Below are 22887 nucleotides of genomic sequence, written 5' to 3'. Positions count from 1 at the left end.
TAAATAGAAATTCTGCTGTTTATTTTTTCTTTTTAGTTTTAAATTAACGAATGATAAATACTTAGCAAAAATTCCTTTTATATATTGCCGAAATAAATGTAACTTTGCAAACTTTATGAAGCAATTTTTTCAGGTATTAATATTGTTTTTAGCGCTGTTTACTACGTCGTGTGCTACAAAATATTCTAAGGTACTGAAAAGTACAAACAATGAATATAAGTTGAAAATGGCAGACGAGTATTATGCCAAAAAAGAATATGCTCATGCACAGGAATTGTATCAGGAACTGATTACGAACTATCTTAAAAGTACTAACAGATACGAAGACGGCTATTACAGATTTGCATATACAGCTTATTATTTAAAAGATTATGAAGCGGCGGGATTGGCTTTTCAGCAGTTTACGGAAACATTTCCCAACAGCGAAAAAGTGCCTGAAATGGCATATATGGAAGGTCTTTGCTTGTATAAAAATTCTGCCAAAGTAGAGTTAGACCAGTCTTCTACCATGAAGGCAATTTCTACATTGCAATCGTTTTTGAACTCTTATCCGAATGACGTTCATGCAGATACTGCCAAAAAATTGATTGAAAACTGTAATTCAAAGTTGGAAGAAAAAGAATATATGGCAGCGCAGCAATATTACGATTTGGGTTATTACAAATCTGCCCATATCTATTTTGACCTGTTGATTAGCGATTATCCTAATTCGAGTAAAGGCGAAGAGTATATGTTTAAAACTTTGCTGTCGAGTTATCAATATGCCAAAAAGAGTTATGCGTATCTTCAGATGGACCGTTACCAGACAGCAGTAGATGAATGTGATAATTTTTCGGCACAATACGCCAACAGTAAATATATATCCAGAGTTCAGAGTATAAAAAAGGACTCACAAAATCAAATAGCAAGATTAAAAAAAATAATAGCAGAAAATGAGCAAACTAAGAAGGCAAGTTAGTTCCCACATTCCAAATGTGATTGAAACACGCAGCCTCGTGTCTATCAAAAAGAAAACAGGCAATCTGTATGAATCTATTGCAATTATTGCAAAAAGAGCAAATCAAATCAATATTGCCATTCGCGAAGAATTGCATAGCAAGCTGGACGAATTTGCAAGCCATACAGACAGCCTTGAAGAAATTCACGAAAACAAAGAGCAAATCGAAATTTCCAAAGCGTATGAAAGAATGCCTAATCCGGCTATTCTTGCAACGGAAGAATTTATGGAAGATAAAGTTTACTTCCGTAAAAACGAAGACGACCTGTTCGTTTAATTTACGATACTGTATAAAAAATTTGATATGCCATCCGATACTGCATCTGATGGCATTTTGTGTTTCTTAAAAGTTTCGGTGGTTTAAGCATTATGTTCTAAGTTTGATAACTAAATAATAGTTGTGTTACAAGGGAAAAAAATATTAATTGGTGTTACCGGAAGCATTGCTGCGTACAAAATTATTTCGCTCACACGTTTACTGATTAAAGAAGGAGCCGAAGTAAAAATTGTGATGACGAAAGCTGCAACAAAATTTGTCTCGCCGTTGGTGTTAAGCACTTTGTCTAAGAACAAAGTTTTAATCAACTTATTTGAAAAGGATGTTTGGGCAAATCATGTGATGCTTGGTCGTTGGGCAGATTTGATGCTGATTGCTCCGTTAAGCTGCAATACATTGGCAAAAATGGCAAACGGACAATGCGATAATTTGTTGCTTTCCGTTTATCTGTCTGCAACCTGCAAAGTCATGTGTGCGCCCGCGATGGACGAAGATATGTGGCATCATGCTGCGACCCGAAAGAATATTGAAGCATTAACCGGTTATGGGAATATTGTGTTGGGCGTGGATTCCGGCGAATTGGCAAGCGGACTTTCCGGCGAAGGAAGAATGCTCGAACCGGAAAATATTTTGCTTGAAATAAAAAATTCTTTCAGAACAAATGAATTGACAGGAGAGACGGTATTGATTACTTCGGGAAGCACACATGAAGCCATTGACCCGGTTCGTTTTATTGCCAATCATTCAACCGGGAAAATGGGAACAGCCTTGGCGGAAGCATTTTATTTACGCGGCGCAGATGTGATTTTTATCAGCGGACCGGCGCAACATTTTCCGGCTTATAAAAATATAGAAATCATTAAAGTTACTTCTGCCGAAGATATGTTTATACAGGCTGTTCAGCAATTTCCAAATTGCTCAATCGCTGTGCTGTCGGCGGCTGTAGCAGATTATACACCGGTAGAAACAGCTTCGCAAAAAATAAAAAAGAAAGAAGAACAGTTCACTCTTTCTTTGAAAAAAACAAAAGATATTCTGAAGGAATTGGGAAGCCTGAAATCAAATCAGTTGCTGGTAGGTTTTGCCCTGGAAACAAATAATGAATTAGATAATGCACGAAAAAAACTGGCAGATAAAAATGCCGATTTGATTGTCCTAAATTCTATGAATGAACAAGGCGCAGGCTTTGGATTTGATACAAATAAAGTAACTGTACTGGACAAAAACGGCAATCAATACGAAAGCGGTTTGATGAGCAAGCAAGATGTTGCAGATTATATTCTCGAAATTGTGGAAGAAAAATTAAAGCAGAATGCTTAAACGGATTGTATTTTTAATCATTGTATGGCAATGTTCCATTGCAGGGTATTCACAAGAACTGAATGCAACTGTAACTGTCAATTCACAACAATTGGGAACAAATGTTGACCAGACTGCCATGCAAAATTTGCAACAACAAATTACCGATTTTCTCAATGCTCGTAAATGGACAAGAGACGATTATCAACCGCAGGAAAAAATCAGCTGTAACTTTAACATCACGCTCGTTTCTTCTTCCGCGCAAAATGAATATCAGGCGCAATTATTGGTACAGGCTGCGCGCCCGGTGTTTAATTCCATTTATCAATCGCAATTAGTTAATTATCTTGACAGGCAGTTTGTGTTCAAGTTTCAGCCTTATCAGCAGTTGCAATTTAATCCTACACAAATTGCCGGAGCAGATGTATTGGCTTCCAATCTTACGGCAACACTCGCTTTTTATGTGAACATTATTTTAGGCATGAATTACGATTCGTTTAAGCTAAATAGCGGCGGCGCTTATTTTCGCGAAGCAATGAATATTGTAAATGGCGCACCACGTTCTTCCGATATTAAAGGCTGGCAATCTTTCGATGGCACGCGCAACAGATATTGGCTGGCAAATAATTTAACCGATACACGATTCAGCGATATTCATCGCGTGTTATATCAATATTTTCGCGGAGGTTTGGATAGTTTGTATGACTATGATGCAAAAGCAAAACAAAATGTTTTGTCGGCTTTAGTCAATCTTCAAAAAATAAATCAGGCAAATCCAAATTCAATGATTGAGCAGTTTTTTATCGAAAACCGCAATGCCGAACTAGCAGGGATTTTTAAACAAGCAACGCCCGATGTGCGTTCGCAGGCATTGGAAACTTTGCTATTGCTTGACCCAAACGGCGCAGATAAATACAACACCGAATTGAAATAATGATGAGAAAAATTTTATTGTTTTTTGTACCAGTTATCATTGCAAGTGCATGTTCTTCCGAAGCATTTCCGCCAGGCATTGTAAAACCGCCGATAATGAAAAAAATTATATGGGAAATGACGGTTGCTGAGAGTGTTTATCAGTCCGACACATCGAAACAAACGCGCCTGCATTTGAAAGACAGTATCACACTTGCTTATCATAAAATATTAAATGACAATAAAATAAGTGTCGATGATTATAAAAAAAGTTTAGCATACTACGAATCTAAACCGGTGTTAATGCAAACGCTGATAGATTCGTCTTACACCTATGGAACAAAAATCAAAGATTCATTTCATTACACACCATCAGCTCACATACCCGTTTCTACCAAAAGTAGTCTAGATAGTTCAAAACATTTGAAAAAAGCCTTCCCACCCGCGCTTCAAAAGCATCTTTTAAAGCCGTTGCCCAAAGAAAATAAACCAAGAACCAAGCCTCGGGAGGTCTCATAACTTTAGCCAATAAAAAGCGTTTATGTATAAAATATTCGTTTTCTTAGATTTGTTTTAAAAAAATATTTAATTTTATATCACAATTTTAAATTTTTAAAAATATCTCGTATGAGAAAATCCGATTTGGTTAATAATATTTCAGAGAAAACGGGAATTCCCAAAGTTGATGTATTGGTAACAATCGAAAGCCTTTTAAAAGAGATAAAAGAAAATTTGTCTCGCGGCGAAAACATTTACATACGAGGCTTTGGGAGCTTTATTACCAAGAAGCGCGCGGCTAAAATAGGCAGAAATATTAAGAAAAATATTGCTGTCGAAATTCCCGAACATTACATTCCGGCATTCAAACCTTCAAAAGAATTCGTTAATGAAGTAAAGGAAAACTTTAAAACGAAGTAACTTCGCACAAATTTTTGAGCGTGAGAAAACAGCAACTTATTGTGGCAGGCGTAGGTTTGTTACTTTTTATTATTATTTTGGCTTTTGGAAATTTCATTCCACCAAAATCTTCTATGACGGCGGCTCCTATGGCGGCAGCACAACAATCTGTTCCGGCATTGACTACAAGCGATGTACTTGCGGCGGCAAAAGCAAAACTCTCTCCGGCAGAGCAGGAGCGTATTACCATGTTGGAAAATAATGTAGTGCGCGGCGATGTAAAAGACCTGAAAATAAAGCAATACAAGCAACTTGCATCGTTTTGGACAGACAGTATGCAAAACCTGTCGTTGGGCGCTTTTTATAGTGGAGAAGCGGCAAAGTTGGAAAATTCAGAACAAAAGCTTACCTTCGCAGCCCGAAACTTGTTATCCTACACAATGGCAGAACAAAGTATGCCAATGCAAACGTGGATGGCAAGTGAAGCGAAAGAGCTATTTGAACAGGCTTTGAAGATAAATCCGGCAGACGATTCGGCAAAAGTCGGGATTGGGGGTTGTTATATGTTTGGCAATCTGTCGGGCAATCCAATGCAGGAGATTTTAAAAGTAAGAGAAATTGCAGAGAAGAATCCGGATAATTTGTATGCGCAAATGATGCTGGGTTTGGGTGGTGTAAAATCAGGGCAATACGATAACGCTGTCAAACGTTTTCAGGCAGTGCTTGAAAAGCAGCCGCAAAATCTGGAAGCTATTTTTAATCTTGCGGAAACTTACGACAGAATGCAGGATAAAGCCAATGCAATTAAATGGTACAAAGAAGCCGGCTCATTGATGAAAATACCTGAAGCGAAAAAGGAAATTCAACAACGTATTGCTTCTTTGGAAAACGAGTAGGAAACATTTTTTAACTATAAAATTTTATTTAGAACTATGCCTTGCGGTAAAAAAAGAAAACGTCATAAAATTGCGACGCACAAACGTAAAAAGAGATTAAGAAAGAATCGTCATAAGAAGAAATAATTTGACGGTTTCTTAAAGCCATATTCAGTAATGTCGAAGCCCAATTCTATTGCGCTTCGGCATTGCAAATTTTAGAGAACTATACCTTTTTCCTTTCTGCAACTTTTATCTTCCTTTCCTTCGATATTCAGTTGATGCAATTACAAAGGAGCACGGTTTTGCCATTTTGTATGTGTCAATTTTCTCAAGAATTGTCTTTGTGATTTTCTTGCGAAAACCGTTATACTTCTGTGTCTTACGAATGATAGCGGTAATTACATCATTTTAAATTATTTATTTGTGGACAAAGAATTAATTGTCAACGTTACGCCAACCGGTGTAGATTTGGCATTATTGGAAGATAAGAAGCTGGTAGAGCTTCAGAATGAAAAGTCCGATGCAGGGTTTGCAGTAGGCGATTTGTTTTTGGGCAAAATAAAAAAGCTGATGCCCGGATTAAACGCAGCTTTTGTAGATGTGGGACACGAAAAAGATGCATTTCTTCACTATACCGATTTGAGTCCTTATATCAAATCGTTACTAAAGTTTACGGCACTCGCACAGGCTGACAAAAGCGACAATGGCTTTGACTTTTATAAGTTTAATGTAGAACCGGAAATTGTAAAAACCGGAAAGATAAATGAAGTTTTTAGTGGAAAGCCTAATATTTTGGTTCAGATATTAAAAGAGCCGATTGCATCGAAAGGTCCGCGGCTTACGTGCGAAATTTCATTGCCCGGCAGATATATTGTAATTACACCATTCAACAATGTAATTGCCGTTTCCAAAAAGATTCATTCATCAGATGAGCGTAAACGTTTGCACAGTATTGTAGAGGCTATTAAACCCAACAATATAGGTGTGATAGTACGTACGGCAGCAGATGGCAGAAATACAGCAGAACTTCACGATGATTTGAGAGAATTGCTGGATAGTTGGAAAGAAATTCAGCAAAAATTGAAAACAGCGCAGCCGCCTGTAAAAATCTTGTCGGAAGAAAGTAAAACTACCAGTCTCCTGCGCGATTTGCTGACAAAAGATTTCAACAAAATTGTTATCAACGACAAGGCTGTTTATAACGACACGCTGAGTTATATCAAAAAGATAGCGCCGTCCAAAGCCGATATAGTAAAATTGTATCAGGAGCCTCAAAACATTTTTGATTCCTACAATATCACAAAACAGATAAAGGCGTCATTTGGCAAAACTATCAATTTGCCAAGCGGTGCATACCTGATTATTGAACATACGGAAGCCTTACACGTAATCGATGTAAACAGCGGCTATAAAAGCATTAGTAACAGCCAGGAAGAAAATGCAGTAGCGACTAATCTTGAAGCGGCAGCAGAAATTGCACGGCAATTGCGGCTGCGCGACATCGGTGGTATTATCGTTGTAGATTTCATCGACATGAAAAGCCCCGAAAATAAAAAGAAAATACAGGAAGCTGTAGAGACTTTTATGAAAACCGACCGGGCGCGCCATGCGATATTGCCTATTTCCAAATTTGGTGTGATGCAGATTACCAGGCAACGTATGCGTCCCGAAATTAAGATTAATACTTCCGAAGTTTGTCCTACTTGCCACGGCACGGGCAAGGTAACTTCAACACATTTGCTGGAAGACGAAATCGAAAATAAACTGAATTATCTTGTTTCTCATCAGCACAAAAATGTTACAATTGAAGTGCATCCTATTGTTTATTCGCATCTTACGAAAGGTGTCTTCAATTCTATTAAAAGAAAGTGGAAGAGAAAGTTCGGCGTGCCTATTAACGTAGAAAAGAGTTCCAATCTTTCTTTCACAGAAGTAAAATACTTTGACGCCGACAGACAAGAAATAAAAATATAAATAAACTGTATAAATATTTGATTTTCAATTTATTATATTATTTATAAAAATATTCCTTTGAACAAATGATTATTTACTAAATATATGATTACTAAATATTTATAAAGTATATATCGTATTATTATTAAAATAAATATTTATCCCGATTTCAATTGGAAGCACAAAGTTTATACACATCATTCAAAAATATTTTAAAATTCGGGAACAAGATTGTAACTTAGCAACGGATTTTAATGAGTTAGTAAGTAGAGGGTTGGTAAGCAATTGCCAACCTTTTATTTTGCAAGTAATTTATTTTACCTTTCTGCCTTTCCATTGATACTTGCCGAATTTTCCCAATAAGCCGGCAACAACGGTATATAGAATATGTAACGGCTGCATTACGGCAAACCATTTCAGTAAACTTTCTTGCTCATAAAATGTCGCTACTTTTTGCATAAAAAGCAGTTCAACTATCGTCTTTAAGAATAGCAAGGCAAACCAATAAATAAAATCAAACGGATGAAAAAATGCCAATACTAATGTCGCCAATAACAGCACATTCAATATATACACAAGCCACAGCACAAGCGTAATGCGTATGTCGTTATAATTGGTCGCTTTGCTCGCCCACCGGATACGTTGATTGATAAACGTTTTCCAAGTAAGCATAGGTAACGTTTGTACAATAGCGCTTTTCAAATAAATATAACCAATTGCATCAGGAAACTGTTGCTGAATCTTATGCATCAGCAGCATATCGTCGCCGCTTGCGAGTTGGTCGATACCACTGAAGCCGTTTACTTTAAAGAAAACATCTTTTTCATAACACAGATTGGCGCCGTTGCACATACTGTGAAAGCCTGCGGAAACGGAAGCTGCCGTAATTCCTTGCAAGCTTAGAAAATCAAGACATTGAAATCTGCCAAGAAAGGTATCGTTATCTATAAATGAAACCGGCGCAGCAATAAACTTTTTTCCTGTTTGCTGAATGTAATTATCAAAATTAGACAGCCAGTTTTCAGAAACGATACAATCTGCATCGGTAGTAACGATGTAGTTACTATTAGCAACATGAATGGCAGATTCAATCGCTTTCTTTTTATAAGAATTTATTTTTTCCCCATTCAGTAAATCATTGATATGCAACAGTCTTAATTGCTTATGTTGAGATTGAAATTGTTGTACAACGGCGGCAGTATTATCATTTGAATCATCATCGATTACAATAACTTCATATAAATCAGCCGGATAATTATTGTTGAATATGGAAGATAAGCATTTGTCGATATTTTCTTCTTCATTACGAGCCGGAATGATAATGCTGAATGTAGTCTTTGAATCGAGTGAATAATTCACTGAAAAATTTTTCAAGCGGGCAAGCCAATATCTGTATGTAAATATAAGCGCACAATAAAGTACGAGCAAAACTAAAGTTATGATAAACACGATTGAAATCATACTGTAAAGAAAACTTATTTAAACAAAGTTGCCAATTGCGATAAATATTTTTCTCTCAAAAGCAAATGCCCTGCATCCCATTTATAATAATGAACATACGGCGTGGCAAAATCTACCAAATACTGTGCATTATGCGCAGGCGTGATAGTGTCGGATTTCCCGAAAATTAAAAAAACAGGTGTTTGATAGAAGATAATTGCATTACATATCTTGTCCGGATTGGGACGCATTTTTCGCATAAAAAACCAGCGTGCGTATAAAAGCGTTCTTTCTCTTTTTGAGCTAAGCAAGCCTTGTGCAAAATCGTAAACCTTTTGGTTAATGAACCTTTTTTCTTTCATTTTATCTAAGAAATTCATAGCATTTTTTGGGTGCTTCAAAAGAAATGAGGTAATTAAATTTCCTAAATATGTTTGTACTAAAAATTTATGCCACCAGCTTGCATACAAGCCATCGGGCGCGAGTAATATTAATCGCTTCACTTGTTGCGGCGCATATTGAAAAAGACTAAGTGCAATGCGTCCGCCCAAGCTAAAACCCATTAGCCAGTATTCTTTTGGCAACTGCTCTTTTTCGATAATTGCATCAATAATTTTTTTCAGCATTTTGGGTGTGAGTAAAATTTTGTTCCAGCGTGTATTCCCATGCAACGGAAGGTCGAGCGCGATGATTGTATAATTCTTTTTTAATTCAGATTCAAGTAGTTGGAATATTTGTGCATCATTACTGTAACCATGGAAAGCAATTATTAACCGACTTCCGCTCCCAAAACGGTAATAACTGATTTGAGAGTTGAAAAGAGGTAAATATTGGTGTGTCATTGATGTATTTTATTTTTAAACTAAAAGCAAAAACAGAATGGACAAATTATTCGGAATCAAAGGCTAAAATATTTTGGCATTTCTTAGATTGCTCTTGTAGTTTTTTATTGTTTTTTTGCCAAGAGGCAATCTTTGATGAAATTTTTCGTATCCTTTGTGTAATTTTGATAAGTAAAATTTTATGTCGGTTTCTACGCAATGAGCAAATCTATGGATAATAATTCAAATCCGTTTTATTTAAAACTAAGCAGTTCACTCATTACAATAACTCTTTTGCTGGTATTGCTGTATGTTGGCAGAAGTGTATTGACGCCTTTATTCTTTGCTGCGATATTCTGTATTTTTCTGATAGCACCGTGCAATTTTCTGGAACGGCATGGTGTACATCATGCGATTGCGGCTATTATTTGTATGCTACTTGCCATTGTAATAACGGCGACAATTATTTATTTTATTTCTGCACAAATTATTTCGTTTAAAGAAGATTTGCCTGCACTTACCAAAAATCTTAACAAGGCTTCCGATAATGTCCAATTGTATATGCAGGAGCATTTTCATGTAACACCGGGTAAACTGAATACCTCGCTGGAAAATATACGAACAAAAGCATTGGCAAGCGCGCCCGAAATTTTGGGCAGTACTTTTTCCACACTCTCCGGAATTTTGGAATATGCCGTGTTGATACCTATTTATACTTTCTTGTTGTTGCTTTACCGCAGACTGGTTGTCCGTTTTATTATTGCGTGCTTTAGTGAGGTAAATCTGGAAGCTGTTGCTGCAGTTTTGGGAAGAACAAAATACGTTATCCGAAGTTATATTTTCGGACTATTGATAGAAATGCTTTTAGTTGCCTTGATGACGTTTATAGGTTTATTGATTGTAGGCTCTAAATATGCGTTGCTGCTGGCATTTATTGTATCTGTGCTTAATCTTATCCCGTATCTGGGAGTGCTTACTGCAGCTATCATCAGCATTATTATTACTGCTTCATCCAGCGAACCGGTGGTCGTTGCCGGCGTATTGATTGTCATTGTAGTCGTGCATTTGATAGACAGTAATATTTTATTGCCAAAAGTAGTCGGTTCCAAAGTAAGAATTAATGCTTTAGTTACAATTGTAGGAGTGATTATAGGAAGTGAATTGTGGGGCATTCCGGGGATGTTTCTTGCCGTGCCGGTAATGGCAATTATGAAGGTACTTTTTGACGGCGTGGATGAATTAAAACCTTGGGGAATTTTATTGGGAGAAGACGTGGATTACCAAAAGAAAAACCGACTGAAAGCTATTAAAACCAGACTTGCACAAATAAAGAAGAATAAGAAATAAGTATTAAAAAATGCCAACAGGAAAAGTTTACCTGATACCGAATGTATTGCAAGACGATGATGATGCATTAAAAGCCATTCCGTCTTATGTACTGAGTGCTATAAAAGATTGCCGGGTATTTTTTACAGAAAATGAAAAAGTGGCACGCCGTTACTTTAAAAAACTGTGGAAAGAGATGCTTATCGACAATTATGAATGGTATGCTATTCACAAAGCGGAAGAAAGTGTGAAGCAAAACTTTACCGAACATCTTAAAAATGGTACAAACATTGGTATTGTAAGCGATGCAGGCTGCCCGGGTATTGCCGACCCGGGACAAATACTGATTGATGCGGCGCAGCGAATAGGAGCGAAGGTGCAGCCGTTGGTGGGTCCGAGTTCCATTCTTTTGGCATTGATGGCAAGCGGCATGAACGGGCAACAATTTCAGTTTAACGGTTATTTGCCGGTGGAAAATGTCGAGCGAAAAAAAACACTTCGTTTCCTCGAAGAAGATTCACTGAAAAGAAGCTGTACGCAAATTTTTATAGAAACACCTTATCGTAACCATAGTCTACTGAATGATATTTTGACAACTTGCAAATCGGGCACAAAACTCTGTATCGCTGTGGACATCACAGCTGCGAGCGAAAGCATCGAAACCAAAAACATTCAGCAATGGAAAAAAGAAACAATTGATTTGCATAAACGACCAGCAATATTTTTGCTTTCCGCTTACTGAAAATCTTTATCTAAAATTCTGTAACCTTCTTTTGGAATAATAAACTTTGTAGCAGGAACAGGATTAAAATCAATGCTCGAAGCAGTATAAGTAATCTTGTATTTGTTACGGATTTCAGCTTCGTATTTCAGTACCAATCCATTGATGTTGTCAAATTCATACGGATTCTCAGGAACATTGGTTTTAAGTTCAGGCGTATAATACAAACTGATTTTTGTGCCGTCTTTCAGCGTAGCTATAGCTTTTTTACATTCATAACCGAGAATACTCCGGGTCTCGTTTAATGTTTGCAGTTTAATGTCCTTATATTTTTCATACTGTTTTGCCCATGCTTCTTTGGAGAGAACCGATAAATATTTCTGCCCACCTACATGGTACAAAATATAGACATTATCTCCGTTTTGATTACAGATGGTTGATTGTTGGTAATTTTCAAAATTTATTTCCGTTAGAGACAATCCGCCTCTGACATAAAATTTTTTATACGCATTTTTAATGGTATTTGAATTTGCACTGTCTTCCTTCGCACTTACTTTGTAGGTAATTGTACAATCGCCAATAATTTTCTGTGCATAACCACGATATAAGCAACTGCAAAATATCAGTATAAAAAATATGGAAATTGTTTTTTTCATTCAACTCAAAAATAATCATTCTTCTTTGATTCTTGCGAAGAAAAAAGATGAATTTATTTCCGTTTCCATTTGAAACAAACATTTTAATCATTGGTATATTTGTCTTATGGAAATCCTGTATCTTCTTATTGGCGTAGTTCTGGGCGGTATCATTGCGTGGATTATTGCAATGCTTGTTAATAAACAAAAAACGATTGCAAAAACAACATTTGATTTGCTGAACACAAAATTTAACCAGCAGAATATTGAGCTTGGTATTGAAAAAGAAAAGAACAAAACATTGTCAAACTCACTTCAGGAAAATACGCTTGCACTTCAAAGCAAAATCAATGAAGCCGCGCAATTGAGCGCTTCGCTTGTCTCGTCCAACGCCAAACTTGAAACGGCAATTACCACCATCAAAATATCTTCGGACGATATTGTACAGCTAAAATCAGAACTTCTGTCAAAAACAAACGCGTTCAATGATGCAGTACAAAAAGTTGCAGAACTCAAGGCAGATAACCGTTCATTAAACGAAAAGTTGGACACGCAGAAAACCGAAATGGAAAATCTGCGTAAGCAATTCAATACAGAATTTGAAAACATCGCCAATAAAATTCTCGAAGAGAAAACAGAAAAATTTACCAAACAAAACCGGGACAACCTTGCAACGCTTTTAAAGCCTTTGGGCGAAAACATAGAGACCTTTAAAAAGAAGGTGGAAGATGTTTATGACAAAGAATCCAAAGAACGTTTTTCACTTGGAAAAGAAGTCGCACGGTTGCTGGAGCTGAACCAAAAAATAAGTGAAGAAGCCAATAATCTGACCAATGCTTTAAAAGGAAATTCAAAAACGCAGGGCGATTGGGGGCAAATGATTCTGGAAAATATTTTGGAAAAATCGGGACTTGCCAGAGACCGCGAATATTTTGTACAGGAATACCTGAAAGACGACGATGGCAACCATTTGAAAAATGAAGACGGAAGCCGTATGCAGCCCGATGTGATTGTAGCTTATCCTGATAACAGAAAAGTAATTATCGATTCCAAAGTTTCACTCACGGCATACGTCCGGCACTCAGCAAGTAGCGATGTTGCGGAACAGCAGAAAGCTATTGGCGAACATCTCAAATCAATAAGAAAACATATTGACGAACTGAGCCGGAAAAATTATCAGGACTTTGCGCCTTCGTTGGATTTTGTCATGATGTTCATTCCCAACGAACCTGCGTATTTACTGGCTTTGCAGCATGATGCTGCACTTTGGCAATATGCTTATGATAAAAGAATATTGCTCATTAGCCCAACCAATTTAATCGCAGCGCTGAAATTGATTGTTGACCTGTGGAAGCGTGAATATCAAAACAGGAATGCACAGGAAATTGCAGAGCGCGGTGCGGCGTTGTACGATAAATTTGTAGGATTTGTAGATAACTTAATTGACGTCGGAACACATTTGGAAAAAACGCAAAAAAGCTACAACGCAGCTTTAGGTCAGTTGAAAGACGGGCGCGGTAACTTAATTGGTCAGGCTGAAAAGCTGAAGGAACTTGGCATTAAATCCAAGAAGAATTTACCTGTAAGCATGGTATCTGAGTCATTAGACCACGAAGATGAATAATCATTTCTTATTCTCAATAGCCCATTTCAGTAAGGCATTTTTGCCGGAAGGGATATTCAGTTTTTTGATGATATTAGCGCGGTGTGTTTCTACTGTTTTTTCTGAAATAAAAAGCAGCGACGCAATTTCTTTGGACGATTTATGCTCGGCAATTAATTGCAATATTTTTTTCTCGGAAAAAGTAAGAACGTCAAGATTCATGTTTGTACTTGCATTCTCACTCAAATGCAAACCCGTCTTAAGTTGCTGACTGAAATATTCTCTTCCGCTTTGAACTTCTTCGATACATTTTTCTATTTCGTCCAAAGCAAATTCTTTCAGTAAAAACCCTTTTACGCCTAATCGTTTTGCGTAGTTAAGAACAGAAAGTTCGTTTTGCAAAGTCAACAAAATAATCTTGGTAAATGTTTTAGTCTTGGAAAGCTTTTCGGCTATCTCCATACCGGTCATGCCGGGCATACATACATCAAGCAGAGCGATAGATGGTCGCTTTATCATAATTAGGTTATATGCTTCAATGCCATTGCTGCACGCGGCAACAATGTTGAGCCCCATCTGTTCCAGATGCGTTTTTGTACCAAACAATACAATAGGATGGTCGTCAGCAATTAAAATATCTATCATGTGTTATAAAGGAATTTCAATTTTAATGATAGTGCCGCCGTTATCCGAGAGAATGAGCGCTTTGCCATTCATCGATTTGCTTCTTTCAATAATGCTTTGTAATCCGAAAGAAGATTTGCCCCTTAGCGCTTCTGCTACGTCGAAGCCTTTACCATTGTCCTGAATGCTCGTAATGAATATATTTTCATTTTTACAAATATGTATTTTAGCGGCGTGTGCCGATGCGTATTTGACAATGTTGTTTAATGCTTCCTGAATAATACGGAATAGCTGTAATTCTTTTTCTTTGGAAAGTTCGTTGTGGTATTGAATGTCGGTAGAAATAAAAAGTTGTTCAGTATTCATTAGCTGTTCGCAAATATGCAGAATACTTTCTTTCAAACCTATCTGGTCAAGCATTACAGGATGTATATTATGAGAAATGGTTCTTACTTCGTTGATGATATTGTCGATTTTTTCGGGCTGTATATTGCCTCCACTGCTTACCTGATTTTTTAATAACAGTAATTCCTGGCTTAAGCCATCGTGCAAATCGCGTGCTACCCGGCTGCGTTCCGCTTCACCGCGCGCTAAAAGCTGGTTGGTAAACCGCTGCTGTTGTTCAGCTTCCTTTCTTTTTCTTTTTAATCTTTCACGAGTAACAATGAACGCAGTGCCGGTAACAATCGCTAATAATAATACGAGCAGCATTTGATTGAAGAGCGATTTTCTTTGAAGTTCTTTTTGTTGTAGTTGTATTTGTGTTTCTTTCTTTTGCGTCTCGTATTTTGTTTGAAGTTCAGCAATATATCTATTGTTATGTTCGCTGGATAAAATTTTGCCCGTTGAATCGAATTGGCGATAATATTTCATCGCATCTTCAGGGCGATGCTGCATTTGTGCAATGCTATAAAGATTGAAATAGCCATCACGCACATACATCAGATTATTTTGTTGTGTAAAAGTATCGATAGCGTTTTGCAATGCTTTGATATTTCTGCTTGCATCTTGGTACTTGGCTGCATAAGCATAAGAAGAATAAATAGTGAATATCATCTGTTGCTCATTACTGCCCATCATTTGTAACGGTGCTTTGCATAAATCGAAATAATAAACAGCTTTTTTTAAATCTCCCTTGATGGAATATATTTCTCCCAAATTTGTGTATAAAATAATTTCTACACTTGGATTGTTGACTCCGGAATCATGCAACGCTAAAGCTTTGCTATAATAATAAAAAGCAGAATCGGTATTATCCATATTGTAATATGTTCTGGCAATACTTGTGTTACCGATAAAAGCATAGGCATTATTCCCATGAGCGGAATAGTAATCCAGACATTTTTTTTCAATAGGTAAGGCTCTTTCATAATTGTCCATCTGCGAATAAACAACTGACAGATTTCCATAGTTACCTATAATGGCTGCGCTGTCTTTCAGTTTTTCTGCAATAGCAATAGTTTTTAGGTAATAATCTGCCGCTTCTCTATAATTTTCTTTTTGCATTAATGCCTGCGCATACAGCGTGTAATACGATTTATACAATGTATCATTGAATTGCGATTCATACTTTTTAGCTTTTTCAAGATACAGCATGCCGCTGTCCGACTGCTGGTTGATGTATAAAAAATATGATACAGCGTTAAATAAGGCATACAGTTTTGTAACCGGATAATCATTATTGCTATTCCCTTGTTGTTTAAAAAAATCGAGTATAGAGTTGTCGGGATGTACATAAGCAATAAAAAATAACGTATCAAATATACGTTGCGCGATAAATTTTCTGTTGCTTGGCGGAGCAGACAAATACAAGTCCTCAATTTGCCTGGCTTTGGATGCAGGCGTTTTTGCCGTTGCGCCAATATCTGACAAAGCATGAAAAATACTATCCGAAAATTTTGTACTGCTTGTCATAGTACTTTCGCCTGAATGATGGCAGGATGACAACAAACAGAAACATAACAAAAAGGCAACGATGTTTAGTAAAATTTGTTTCAACATAAGCGGCAGTCCAAATTTTCGTCAATAAAAAAATATCAGGGTTATCCCTGATTGTACATGAATAAACAACAATTTACCTTAGCGCAATATTATAATGATGATAATTACATTTTGAAATAAAAGACACCGGTAAAATTGGCTTTTGTTTCAAAATTAGCTGTAATCATTCAGTCAAAAAAATTTAATCTTTAGACAACTCAACATATTAATTAAACAACCACATGAATCAGGTGCAGCCAAAAGTATCTGCGAAACCCGGAAGACGATAATCTTTCGGGTTTACTTTTTTATTAAATTTATACTGCCTGCCGTTTTGTCCTGAAAAAAATATTCGCACGAAGTTTGAAACCAATAAAATTCTGTTTTAGGAAAAAATAAATATCTTTCAACCTGAAAAATAATTTTATGGATATAGAAAAAGAATTTGAACAATATGCAGTAAAGCATCGCGGCATCAGCAGTAATACGATGTTTCAATACAAAAACAATTTTACCAATCTTACGCCGTACATCATTGAAGAACGACCGATGAACGTGGCTTCTATGGACGTGTTCAGCCGGTTAATGATGGACAGGATTATCTTCCTGGGCGAAGGCATCAACGATTATGTCGCAAATATTGTAACAGCGCAGTTACTGTTCCTCGACAGTGTGGACAGAAACCGCGATATTCAAATGTACATCAACAGTCCCGGCGGCAGCGTGTATGCGGGTTTGGGTATTTACGATACTATGCAATTCGTAAGCCCCGATGTTTCTACCATCTGTACGGGAATTGCAGCAAGCATGGCTGCGGTATTGATGGCAGCCGGTGTCAAAGGAAAACGCAGCGCTTTGAAACATAGCCGCATTATGATACATCAGCCGAGTGGCGCAATTGGCGGACAGGCATCGGATATTCAAATCACTGCAAGGGAAATTCGCAAAATTAAAAATGAATTGGACAACATTATCGCCGAACACAGCGGTAAAGATGCAGCGCAGGTCGCTATTGACCGCGACCGCGATTTCTGGATGACAGCACAGGAAGCTAAAGATTACGGATTGATTGATGAAGTATTATTGGTAAATCCGAGAAAAGCGAAACAATAAATAATTAGTAATTAAAAATTAATAATTAGATGAACTTATTATATAAAAAAACTTTCATTAATAACGAGGACGAAGAAAACGACGAACCTGAAACAAAAAAAGAAGAACCACAAGCGCCTTTGCTGCTAAAAAAACAGGAAGAGCTTTTTCTGAAAAACCGCGCGGTGTATTTATGGGGTGTCGTGGACGATAAATCGGCGCGCGAAGTTGTAACCAAATTGTTGTTACTCGAAGCTGACAAGCCGGGCGAAGAAATAAAATTTTATATCAACAGCCCGGGCGGTGTCGTTACCAGCGGTATGGTTATTTACGATACGATTAAAATGATTTCATCGCCGGTAAGCACCATTTGTATGGGATTGGCTGCAAGCATGGGTTCAATTTTGTTAAGTGTAGGAGAGAAGGGCAGACGCTTTATTTTTCCGCACGGCGAAGTAATGATTCATCAACCGAGCATTGGCGGGTATTTTCAGGCGACATCGGCAGACATTGAAATTCAGGCAGAGCAAATCGAAAAAACCAAATTGATGGGCGCTGAAATTCTTGCAGAAAATTGCGGCAAAACTGTTGAACAAATTCTGAAAGATTTCGACCGCGATTATTACATGAATGCGCAAGAAGCGGTTGCTTATGGAATTGTGGACGGCGTGTTGGAGAAGTTGTGAAATCTGCAAAGTTAATGAGTCGGAAAGTGAACACGTATGAACGTCTTACCTAACTTGTTTTGTATCCTTTGACATTTATTTGCATAAAAGAATAATTTTGTAATTTTGTTTTTAAGATGAACACAATCAATATAAAGTTATATGACACACTTCGCAAAGAACTTGGTCTTAGTGAAGAAAAAAGTCGCGCTATAACTCAGGCTATTGAAGAAACTGTCTTGGCTGAAATGGGCAACACACAACAACAAAATGCGACAAAATTAGATATAGAACAATTGCGAAAGGAGATAGCCGATACAAAAGTCGAACTTATAAAATGGATGTTTACTTTTTGGATAGGCACAATTGGAATTGCTATACTTTTTTATTTTCTTAAAAAATAATTGGTTCTTATTTTTCAATTTCATTTTTGTAAAAGTTTATACAAAAACCGTCTATTCAGGCGGTTTTCGTATTTTTGCAGTTGGAAGTTATTTCGCCAGAGTTGCACGAAGATTCACAAAGGTTTTTCTCTCTTTGTGAAATTTTGTTTCTTAGTAAGGCTTTGCGGAACAAAAGAAATTCAAAATTCATAAATCAATAAATGGCTAAAAACACACATACACAATGTTCCTTTTGCGGGCGTTCGAGAGATGAAGTGAAGATGCTTATTTCGGGCATCAATGCAGATATTTGTGAGCAATGCGTACAAAACGCTTACGAAATTGTAGAGCAGGAACTCAACGCAGGTTTTCAAGGTGTATCAAATGTTGGTACGGGAGAGAAAGATTTGAAAATCCGCAGTCCGCGCGAGATTAAAACTTTCCTGGATGAGTATGTAATAGGACAGGACGATGCAAAGAAAATTCTTTCTGTCGCAGTATATAATCATTACAAAAGAATTACGCAGAAAGTGCAACACGATGATATTGAAATCGAGAAGAGCAATATCATTATGATTGGCGAAACAGGAACAGGCAAAACCTTATTGGCAAAAAGCATTGCCAAAATGCTGAATGTTCCGTTTGCGATTGTAGATGCAACGGTATTTACAGAAGCGGGTTATGTGGGCGAGGATATTGAAAGTATGCTTTCGCGCTTGTTGCAAAACTGCAATTATGACGTGCCGATGGCAGAACGCGGCATTGTATATATTGACGAAATTGATAAGATTGCACGCAAAGGCGATAATCCATCCATCACGCGCGATGTAAGCGGCGAAGGCGTTCAGCAAGGCTTGCTGAAAATGCTCGAAGGCACGGAAGCGCTCGTACCACCACAAGGCGGACGTAAGCATCCCGAACAGAAAATGGTAAAAATTAATACACAAAATATTCTCTTTATCTGCGGCGGCGCATTTGACGGCATTGATAAAATTATCGCACGTCGTGTAAATACGAATGCTATTGGCTTTAACGTAAACAAAGAGCAGCAGGAAGCGCAAAAGAAAAACCTGTTGCAATTTGTCAATCCGCAGGATTTGAAATCATTTGGATTGATTCCCGAACTGCTTGGTCGTTTGCCGGTAGTTACACATCTCGACCCGTTGGACAAAGAAACATTGCGTTCCATTCTCACAGAACCCAAAAACAGCTTGATAAAACAATATACGCGCTTATTTGAACTGGAAGGAGTGAAGCTGAAAGTGGAAAGCGAAGTATTAGATTTTATTACCGATAAAGCACTGGAATTTAAGTTGGGCGCACGTGGCTTGCGCAGCATTTGCGAAAGTATTCTTACGGAAGCAATGTTTGATATTCCCGGAAGCAACAAAAAGGAAATGATTATCGATTTAGCGTACGCACAACAGCAATTCAATAGCAGCAAGCTCGGCATGATGAAAGTTGCCTGAATTGTATAATTTCGGACGCAAGACTTGTATGTAGGTACTTTCTTTTTTGATAGTGGCAAACGACCATATTCTTAATCTAAATTAACTAATGGAGATAATAGACTTTGTACTTTTGCCGTTCAATTTTCTAACTTTAAAAACGAAATATGCGTAAAGTATTTTTATCCGCAACTGCGGCATTGGTATTATTGGCTGCGTGTAACAGCTCTAACTCCGACAAAGCAAACACCTCCGCTGAACAAACAGTTGCTGCTGCAACAGGTACAAGCTATACAATTGCCGACAGCAGTGTTGTTAAATGGCGTGCAACACACAAAGGCGGCTTGAATCCTCGTTTCGGAACGATTGGCATTGATAGCGGAAGCATCGCTGCTAAAAACGGACAAGTTACCGGCGGTTCATTCGTAGTGAGCATCAATTCTTTAAAAGTAGATTCTGCATCCGTTACAGAGCCGGGCAAAAGTCCTTCTCAATTAGAAACACACTTGAAAAGCCCGGATTTCTTCGACGCAGCAAAATACCCTGTTGCGAAATTCGCTATTACAAGCGTTGCTCCATTCGACAGCACTAAAGCTCAAAGTACAATTGCAGGCGCCACAAATATTGTAAGCGGGAATTTAACCATTAAAGACAGCACCGTGAATGTAACTTTCCCTGCAAAAATTACTGTTACCGACAGCCAAATCAGTATTGTAGCTTCCTTCTCCGTTGACAGGACTTCGTGGGGCTTAACTTATGGTACGCAAGGTTCCGCTGCAGACTGGCTCATCAGCAAAGACTTTGAAATTGATTTGGATTTAAAAGCAAATGCCAAATAACTTTTGCAAGAAAATATTTGTAAAGGATCCTGCCTCGTGCAGGATTTTTTGTTGAGAAACTGTTTAATAAGTATTGAGATTCCTTAATATCAGCATAAGTGCAACGATATCCGTATATGCAGAATCATTTAATTTTTTGGTATTTCATATTTACTTTTTACCTTTGCACTCCAAAAATTATTTTTTAATTGTACGGCAAAATCCGTGCAGCCTAAACAAATTCATTTTATGAAACAAGGTATCCACCCGGAAAGTTATCGTTTCGTTGTGTTCAGAGATATGAGCAACGGCGTAGAATTTTTATCTAAATCAACAGCAGCTTCTAATGAAACTACAGTTTTTGAAGGTGTTGAATATCCCGTAATCAAGTTGGAAATTTCCAACACTTCACATCCTTTTTACACAGGTAAAAATGTGTTGGTAGATACGGCAGGTCGTATCGATAAATTCAAAAAGCGTTACGCAAAGAAATAAGTTTTTTGCAATCAAGTATTTATAAAAAGAGGCTGGAAAATATACAGCCTCTTTTTTATTAGTTTATTTATTCGTGTTATCGTCTGCTGCTTTTTCTTCTTCCGGCAGCAAACGCATTCTTACTTTTTCCACCGAACTGCGGTACATTTTTAAAATTGTGATTTCATAACCACAATAATGCAGCACTTCTCCTTCGACAGGTACGCTGCCATGTTCGTAAGTAATCAGGCCGGAAAGAGTGGAATATTCTTCGTCCAGTATAGGCAAAGGTTTAGGCAGAAATTCGTTAATATCATCGATGGTTTCATGCGACTCCACAATAAAGCTTCCATCGGATTGTTGCAGTACAATCGGTTGTTCTGCATCATGTTCATCCTGAATATCGCCCACCAATTCTTCCAATACATCTTCCATTGTTACGATACCTGCAATATCTCCGTATTCGTCGGTTACGACTGCGATTTGCAGGTGGTCTTTCTGGAAAGAACGCAGCAAATCTTTCAGCTTCATGCTGTCCGGAATATAAAATACAGGACGAAGTATTTTGTGTATATCCTCCGTTTTTCCGGAGCTTACAAACTGTAAAATATCTTTTACCGTAACTATGCCGATTAAGTCGTTGAGACTTTCTTTATAAACAGGATAACGCGAATACCCCTCGTCAATCACTTTCTGTATTATTTCCTCGTAGCTCATATCAATATCCAGCGCCACAATATCTTTTCTATGTGTGAGAATGTCTCGCACACGGCTCGAATCAAAGTCAAAAACATTGTTAATCAATTCTCGTTCCGAATCTTCAATTTCGCCGCCTTCCTCGCTTTCGGAAATAATCATTTTAATTTCTTCTTCGGTATGAATATCTTGTTCTTTCACAGGGTCAATACCCAGTATTTTCAACACGATATTTGCCATTGAATTCAGCAGCCAGATAAACGGGCGAAAAACAAAAAAGAAAGCGCGCAAAGGCAATGCTACAGCCAGTGTCGTAGGAGATGCCTTACGTATGGCAATGGATTTTGGCGCCAGCTCGCCAAACACTATATGTAAAACTGTTATGATGAAAAATGCCAGTACAATTGCCCACTTATTTGCCGCAGGCGTAGATAGGCTGATGTTGAAAAAATGAAATAGTTTTTGCACGATACCCGTCATTACATCTTCGCCCACCCAACCAAGACCCAGTGAAGCAAGCGTTACACCAAGCTGTGTTGCAGCAAGATAATTGTCAAGATTGTTGGTAACGGTTTTAGCAGTATTCAATAGTCTTGCCGATGCACCTTTAGCTGTGCTTAACTGGGAAGTGCGTACCTTAACAATAGCAAATTCGGCGGCAACAAAAAAACCATTTAATAACACAAGGAAAATGGTCAATAGAACTTTGTACAAATTTACGGAATGCTCTATCATTTGTTCCGCCGGAGGTATGTCTGAACTCATTATTCTAATCGATGATTAATACAATATTACGCAATTTGCAATAAAAGAGAAAATTTTTACATTTTTATGGAAGTTATTTTTATGTAACAGGTGGCTGTTCTTGTCTTAAAATCAGTTAAAATAGTTTCGCGAAATATGCACAGATGTGATAAAGATGAAGCCAATGTTTATCAATGTTTGATG

The 22887-nt window shown here is 37.5% G+C and carries 23 protein-coding genes; 17 read left to right on the top strand and 6 right to left on the bottom strand.

Features of this window, described 5'->3' with window-relative positions; genetic code table 11:
- The first annotated feature begins 115 nt into the window (after positions 1-115).
- The 8 genes from A9P82_RS02660 to A9P82_RS02625 all read left to right on the top strand — a co-directional run bounded on the left by A9P82_RS02660 (position 116) and on the right by A9P82_RS02625 (position 7234).
- Positions 116-958 carry an outer membrane protein assembly factor BamD gene (locus A9P82_RS02660; protein ID WP_066203955.1) on the top strand — a complete coding sequence of 281 codons (843 nt, stop codon included), beginning with the start codon at positions 116-118 and terminating at the stop codon, positions 956-958.
- Complete coding sequence (locus tag A9P82_RS02655; RefSeq protein ID WP_066203953.1) at positions 933-1274, top strand: DNA-directed RNA polymerase subunit omega; 342 nt, start codon at positions 933-935, stop codon at positions 1272-1274. The genes A9P82_RS02660 and A9P82_RS02655 overlap by 26 nt, the downstream gene beginning before the upstream one ends.
- A 123-nt stretch (positions 1275-1397) precedes the next feature.
- Positions 1398-2594, top strand: a complete 1197-nt coding sequence (gene coaBC / locus A9P82_RS02650; RefSeq protein WP_082915185.1) for a bifunctional phosphopantothenoylcysteine decarboxylase/phosphopantothenate--cysteine ligase CoaBC — start codon at positions 1398-1400, stop codon at positions 2592-2594.
- On the top strand, positions 2587-3507 hold the full coding sequence (gene porD / locus A9P82_RS02645) for a type IX secretion system protein PorD (protein WP_066203949.1): 921 nt from the start codon (positions 2587-2589) through the stop codon (positions 3505-3507). Before coaBC ends, porD begins: the two co-directional genes overlap by 8 nt.
- Positions 3507-4004 (top strand): DUF4296 domain-containing protein, encoded by a 498-nt coding sequence (locus A9P82_RS02640; protein ID WP_066203947.1) that lies wholly within the window; start codon positions 3507-3509, stop codon positions 4002-4004. The genes porD and A9P82_RS02640 overlap by 1 nt, the downstream gene beginning before the upstream one ends.
- A 108-nt stretch (positions 4005-4112) precedes the next feature.
- Positions 4113-4403, top strand: a complete 291-nt coding sequence (locus A9P82_RS02635; protein ID WP_066203945.1) for an HU family DNA-binding protein — start codon at positions 4113-4115, stop codon at positions 4401-4403.
- A gap of 20 nt (positions 4404-4423) precedes the next feature.
- Entirely contained in the window at positions 4424-5278 is an 855-nt protein-coding gene (locus A9P82_RS02630; protein WP_066203943.1) for a tetratricopeptide repeat protein, read from the top strand.
- A gap of 405 nt (positions 5279-5683) precedes the next feature.
- Complete coding sequence (locus tag A9P82_RS02625; protein ID WP_066203942.1) at positions 5684-7234, top strand: Rne/Rng family ribonuclease; 1551 nt, start codon at positions 5684-5686, stop codon at positions 7232-7234.
- Positions 7235-7525: 291 nt separating this feature from the next.
- Here A9P82_RS02625 and A9P82_RS02620 read toward each other — a convergent pair whose 3' ends face one another.
- Together A9P82_RS02620 and A9P82_RS02615 are read right to left on the bottom strand one after the other, a co-directional pair.
- Positions 7526-8572 carry a glycosyltransferase gene (locus tag A9P82_RS02620; RefSeq protein ID WP_197492224.1) on the bottom strand — a complete coding sequence of 349 codons (1047 nt, stop codon included), beginning with the start codon at positions 8570-8572 and terminating at the stop codon, positions 7526-7528.
- 116 nt (positions 8573-8688) lie between these two features.
- Complete coding sequence (locus A9P82_RS02615) at positions 8689-9495, bottom strand: alpha/beta fold hydrolase (RefSeq protein ID WP_066203938.1); 807 nt, start codon at positions 9493-9495, stop codon at positions 8689-8691.
- A 210-nt stretch (positions 9496-9705) separates the two neighbouring features.
- Here A9P82_RS02615 and A9P82_RS02610 point away from each other — a divergent pair, with 210 nt between their 5' ends.
- Together A9P82_RS02610 and A9P82_RS02605 are read left to right on the top strand one after the other, a co-directional pair.
- Positions 9706-10821: an AI-2E family transporter gene (locus tag A9P82_RS02610; protein WP_197492223.1), complete on the top strand. Its 1116-nt coding sequence runs from the start codon at positions 9706-9708 to the stop codon at positions 10819-10821.
- A 10-nt stretch (positions 10822-10831) separates the two neighbouring features.
- Positions 10832-11542, top strand: a complete 711-nt coding sequence (locus A9P82_RS02605) for an SAM-dependent methyltransferase (RefSeq protein ID WP_066203934.1) — start codon at positions 10832-10834, stop codon at positions 11540-11542.
- On the opposite strand, the gene A9P82_RS02600 is transcribed toward A9P82_RS02605, so the two are convergent.
- The gene (locus A9P82_RS02600) at positions 11536-12177 is read right to left on the bottom strand and encodes a hypothetical protein (RefSeq protein ID WP_066203931.1); all 642 of its coding nucleotides are present in this window, start codon (positions 12175-12177) and stop codon (positions 11536-11538) included. The genes A9P82_RS02605 and A9P82_RS02600 overlap by 7 nt on opposite strands.
- Positions 12178-12283: 106 nt before the next feature.
- Here A9P82_RS02600 and rmuC point away from each other — a divergent pair, with 106 nt between their 5' ends.
- The gene (gene rmuC / locus A9P82_RS02595; RefSeq protein ID WP_066203928.1) at positions 12284-13780 is read left to right on the top strand and encodes a DNA recombination protein RmuC; all 1497 of its coding nucleotides are present in this window, start codon (positions 12284-12286) and stop codon (positions 13778-13780) included.
- Here the strand turns inward: rmuC and A9P82_RS02590 are convergent, their stop codons facing one another.
- Positions 13781-14404 (bottom strand): response regulator, encoded by a 624-nt coding sequence (locus A9P82_RS02590; RefSeq protein WP_066203925.1) that lies wholly within the window; start codon positions 14402-14404, stop codon positions 13781-13783. It abuts the gene before it with no gap.
- A gap of 3 nt (positions 14405-14407) precedes the next feature.
- Entirely contained in the window at positions 14408-16384 is a 1977-nt protein-coding gene (locus A9P82_RS02585; protein ID WP_082915184.1) for an ATP-binding protein, read from the bottom strand.
- 405 nt (positions 16385-16789) lie between these two features.
- On the opposite strand from A9P82_RS02585, the gene A9P82_RS02580 reads away from it, so the two are divergent.
- From A9P82_RS02580 to A9P82_RS02555, 6 genes are all read left to right on the top strand, one after another.
- Complete coding sequence (locus A9P82_RS02580) at positions 16790-17476, top strand: ClpP family protease (protein ID WP_066203919.1); 687 nt, start codon at positions 16790-16792, stop codon at positions 17474-17476.
- A 29-nt stretch (positions 17477-17505) separates the two neighbouring features.
- Positions 17506-18141: a ClpP family protease gene (locus A9P82_RS02575; protein WP_082915183.1), complete on the top strand. Its 636-nt coding sequence runs from the start codon at positions 17506-17508 to the stop codon at positions 18139-18141.
- 116 nt (positions 18142-18257) lie between these two features.
- Positions 18258-18524 (top strand): hypothetical protein, encoded by a 267-nt coding sequence (locus A9P82_RS02570; protein ID WP_066203916.1) that lies wholly within the window; start codon positions 18258-18260, stop codon positions 18522-18524.
- 200 nt (positions 18525-18724) lie between these two features.
- Complete coding sequence (gene clpX, locus A9P82_RS02565; RefSeq protein WP_066203913.1) at positions 18725-19972, top strand: ATP-dependent Clp protease ATP-binding subunit ClpX; 1248 nt, start codon at positions 18725-18727, stop codon at positions 19970-19972.
- A 146-nt stretch (positions 19973-20118) separates the two neighbouring features.
- Positions 20119-20790 (top strand): YceI family protein, encoded by a 672-nt coding sequence (locus tag A9P82_RS02560; protein ID WP_066203910.1) that lies wholly within the window; start codon positions 20119-20121, stop codon positions 20788-20790.
- 228 nt (positions 20791-21018) lie between these two features.
- On the top strand, positions 21019-21264 hold the full coding sequence (locus A9P82_RS02555; RefSeq protein WP_066209503.1) for a type B 50S ribosomal protein L31: 246 nt from the start codon (positions 21019-21021) through the stop codon (positions 21262-21264).
- Positions 21265-21327: 63 nt separating this feature from the next.
- Here the strand turns inward: A9P82_RS02555 and A9P82_RS02550 are convergent, their stop codons facing one another.
- The gene (locus A9P82_RS02550; RefSeq protein ID WP_066203907.1) at positions 21328-22704 is read right to left on the bottom strand and encodes a hemolysin family protein; all 1377 of its coding nucleotides are present in this window, start codon (positions 22702-22704) and stop codon (positions 21328-21330) included.
- Positions 22705-22887 lie beyond the last annotated feature (183 nt).

It is taken from the genome of Arachidicoccus sp. BS20, assembly GCF_001659705.1.
Lineage (GTDB): Bacteria > Bacteroidota > Bacteroidia > Chitinophagales > Chitinophagaceae > Arachidicoccus.
The sequence above is the reverse complement of the archived record's forward strand: the minus strand, read 5'-3'. Positions and strand labels throughout refer to the sequence as shown.

Excerpts from the sequence above, each read along its gene's own strand:
- A9P82_RS02660 (WP_066203955.1), top strand. The coding sequence starts at position 116 with ATGAAGCAATTTTTTCAGGTATTAATATTGTTTTTAGCGCTGTTTACT.
- A9P82_RS02655 (WP_066203953.1), top strand. The coding sequence starts at position 933 with ATGAGCAAACTAAGAAGGCAAGTTAGTTCCCACATTCCAAATGTGATT.
- porD (WP_066203949.1), top strand. The coding sequence starts at position 2,587 with ATGCTTAAACGGATTGTATTTTTAATCATTGTATGGCAATGTTCCATT.
- A9P82_RS02640 (WP_066203947.1), top strand. The coding sequence starts at position 3,507 with ATGATGAGAAAAATTTTATTGTTTTTTGTACCAGTTATCATTGCAAGT.
- A9P82_RS02635 (WP_066203945.1), top strand. The coding sequence starts at position 4,113 with ATGAGAAAATCCGATTTGGTTAATAATATTTCAGAGAAAACGGGAATT.
- A9P82_RS02615 (WP_066203938.1), bottom strand. The coding sequence starts at position 9,495 with ATGACACACCAATATTTACCTCTTTTCAACTCTCAAATCAGTTATTAC.
- A9P82_RS02610 (WP_197492223.1), top strand. The coding sequence starts at position 9,706 with ATGGATAATAATTCAAATCCGTTTTATTTAAAACTAAGCAGTTCACTC.
- A9P82_RS02605 (WP_066203934.1), top strand. The coding sequence starts at position 10,832 with ATGCCAACAGGAAAAGTTTACCTGATACCGAATGTATTGCAAGACGAT.
- A9P82_RS02600 (WP_066203931.1), bottom strand. The coding sequence starts at position 12,177 with ATGAAAAAAACAATTTCCATATTTTTTATACTGATATTTTGCAGTTGC.
- rmuC (WP_066203928.1), top strand. The coding sequence starts at position 12,284 with ATGGAAATCCTGTATCTTCTTATTGGCGTAGTTCTGGGCGGTATCATT.
- A9P82_RS02590 (WP_066203925.1), bottom strand. The coding sequence starts at position 14,404 with ATGATAGATATTTTAATTGCTGACGACCATCCTATTGTATTGTTTGGT.
- A9P82_RS02585 (WP_082915184.1), bottom strand. The coding sequence starts at position 16,384 with ATGTTGAAACAAATTTTACTAAACATCGTTGCCTTTTTGTTATGTTTC.
- A9P82_RS02580 (WP_066203919.1), top strand. The coding sequence starts at position 16,790 with ATGGATATAGAAAAAGAATTTGAACAATATGCAGTAAAGCATCGCGGC.
- A9P82_RS02575 (WP_082915183.1), top strand. The coding sequence starts at position 17,506 with ATGAACTTATTATATAAAAAAACTTTCATTAATAACGAGGACGAAGAA.
- A9P82_RS02570 (WP_066203916.1), top strand. The coding sequence starts at position 18,258 with ATGAACACAATCAATATAAAGTTATATGACACACTTCGCAAAGAACTT.
- clpX (WP_066203913.1), top strand. The coding sequence starts at position 18,725 with ATGGCTAAAAACACACATACACAATGTTCCTTTTGCGGGCGTTCGAGA.
- A9P82_RS02560 (WP_066203910.1), top strand. The coding sequence starts at position 20,119 with ATGCGTAAAGTATTTTTATCCGCAACTGCGGCATTGGTATTATTGGCT.
- A9P82_RS02555 (WP_066209503.1), top strand. The coding sequence starts at position 21,019 with ATGAAACAAGGTATCCACCCGGAAAGTTATCGTTTCGTTGTGTTCAGA.
- A9P82_RS02550 (WP_066203907.1), bottom strand. The coding sequence starts at position 22,704 with ATGAGTTCAGACATACCTCCGGCGGAACAAATGATAGAGCATTCCGTA.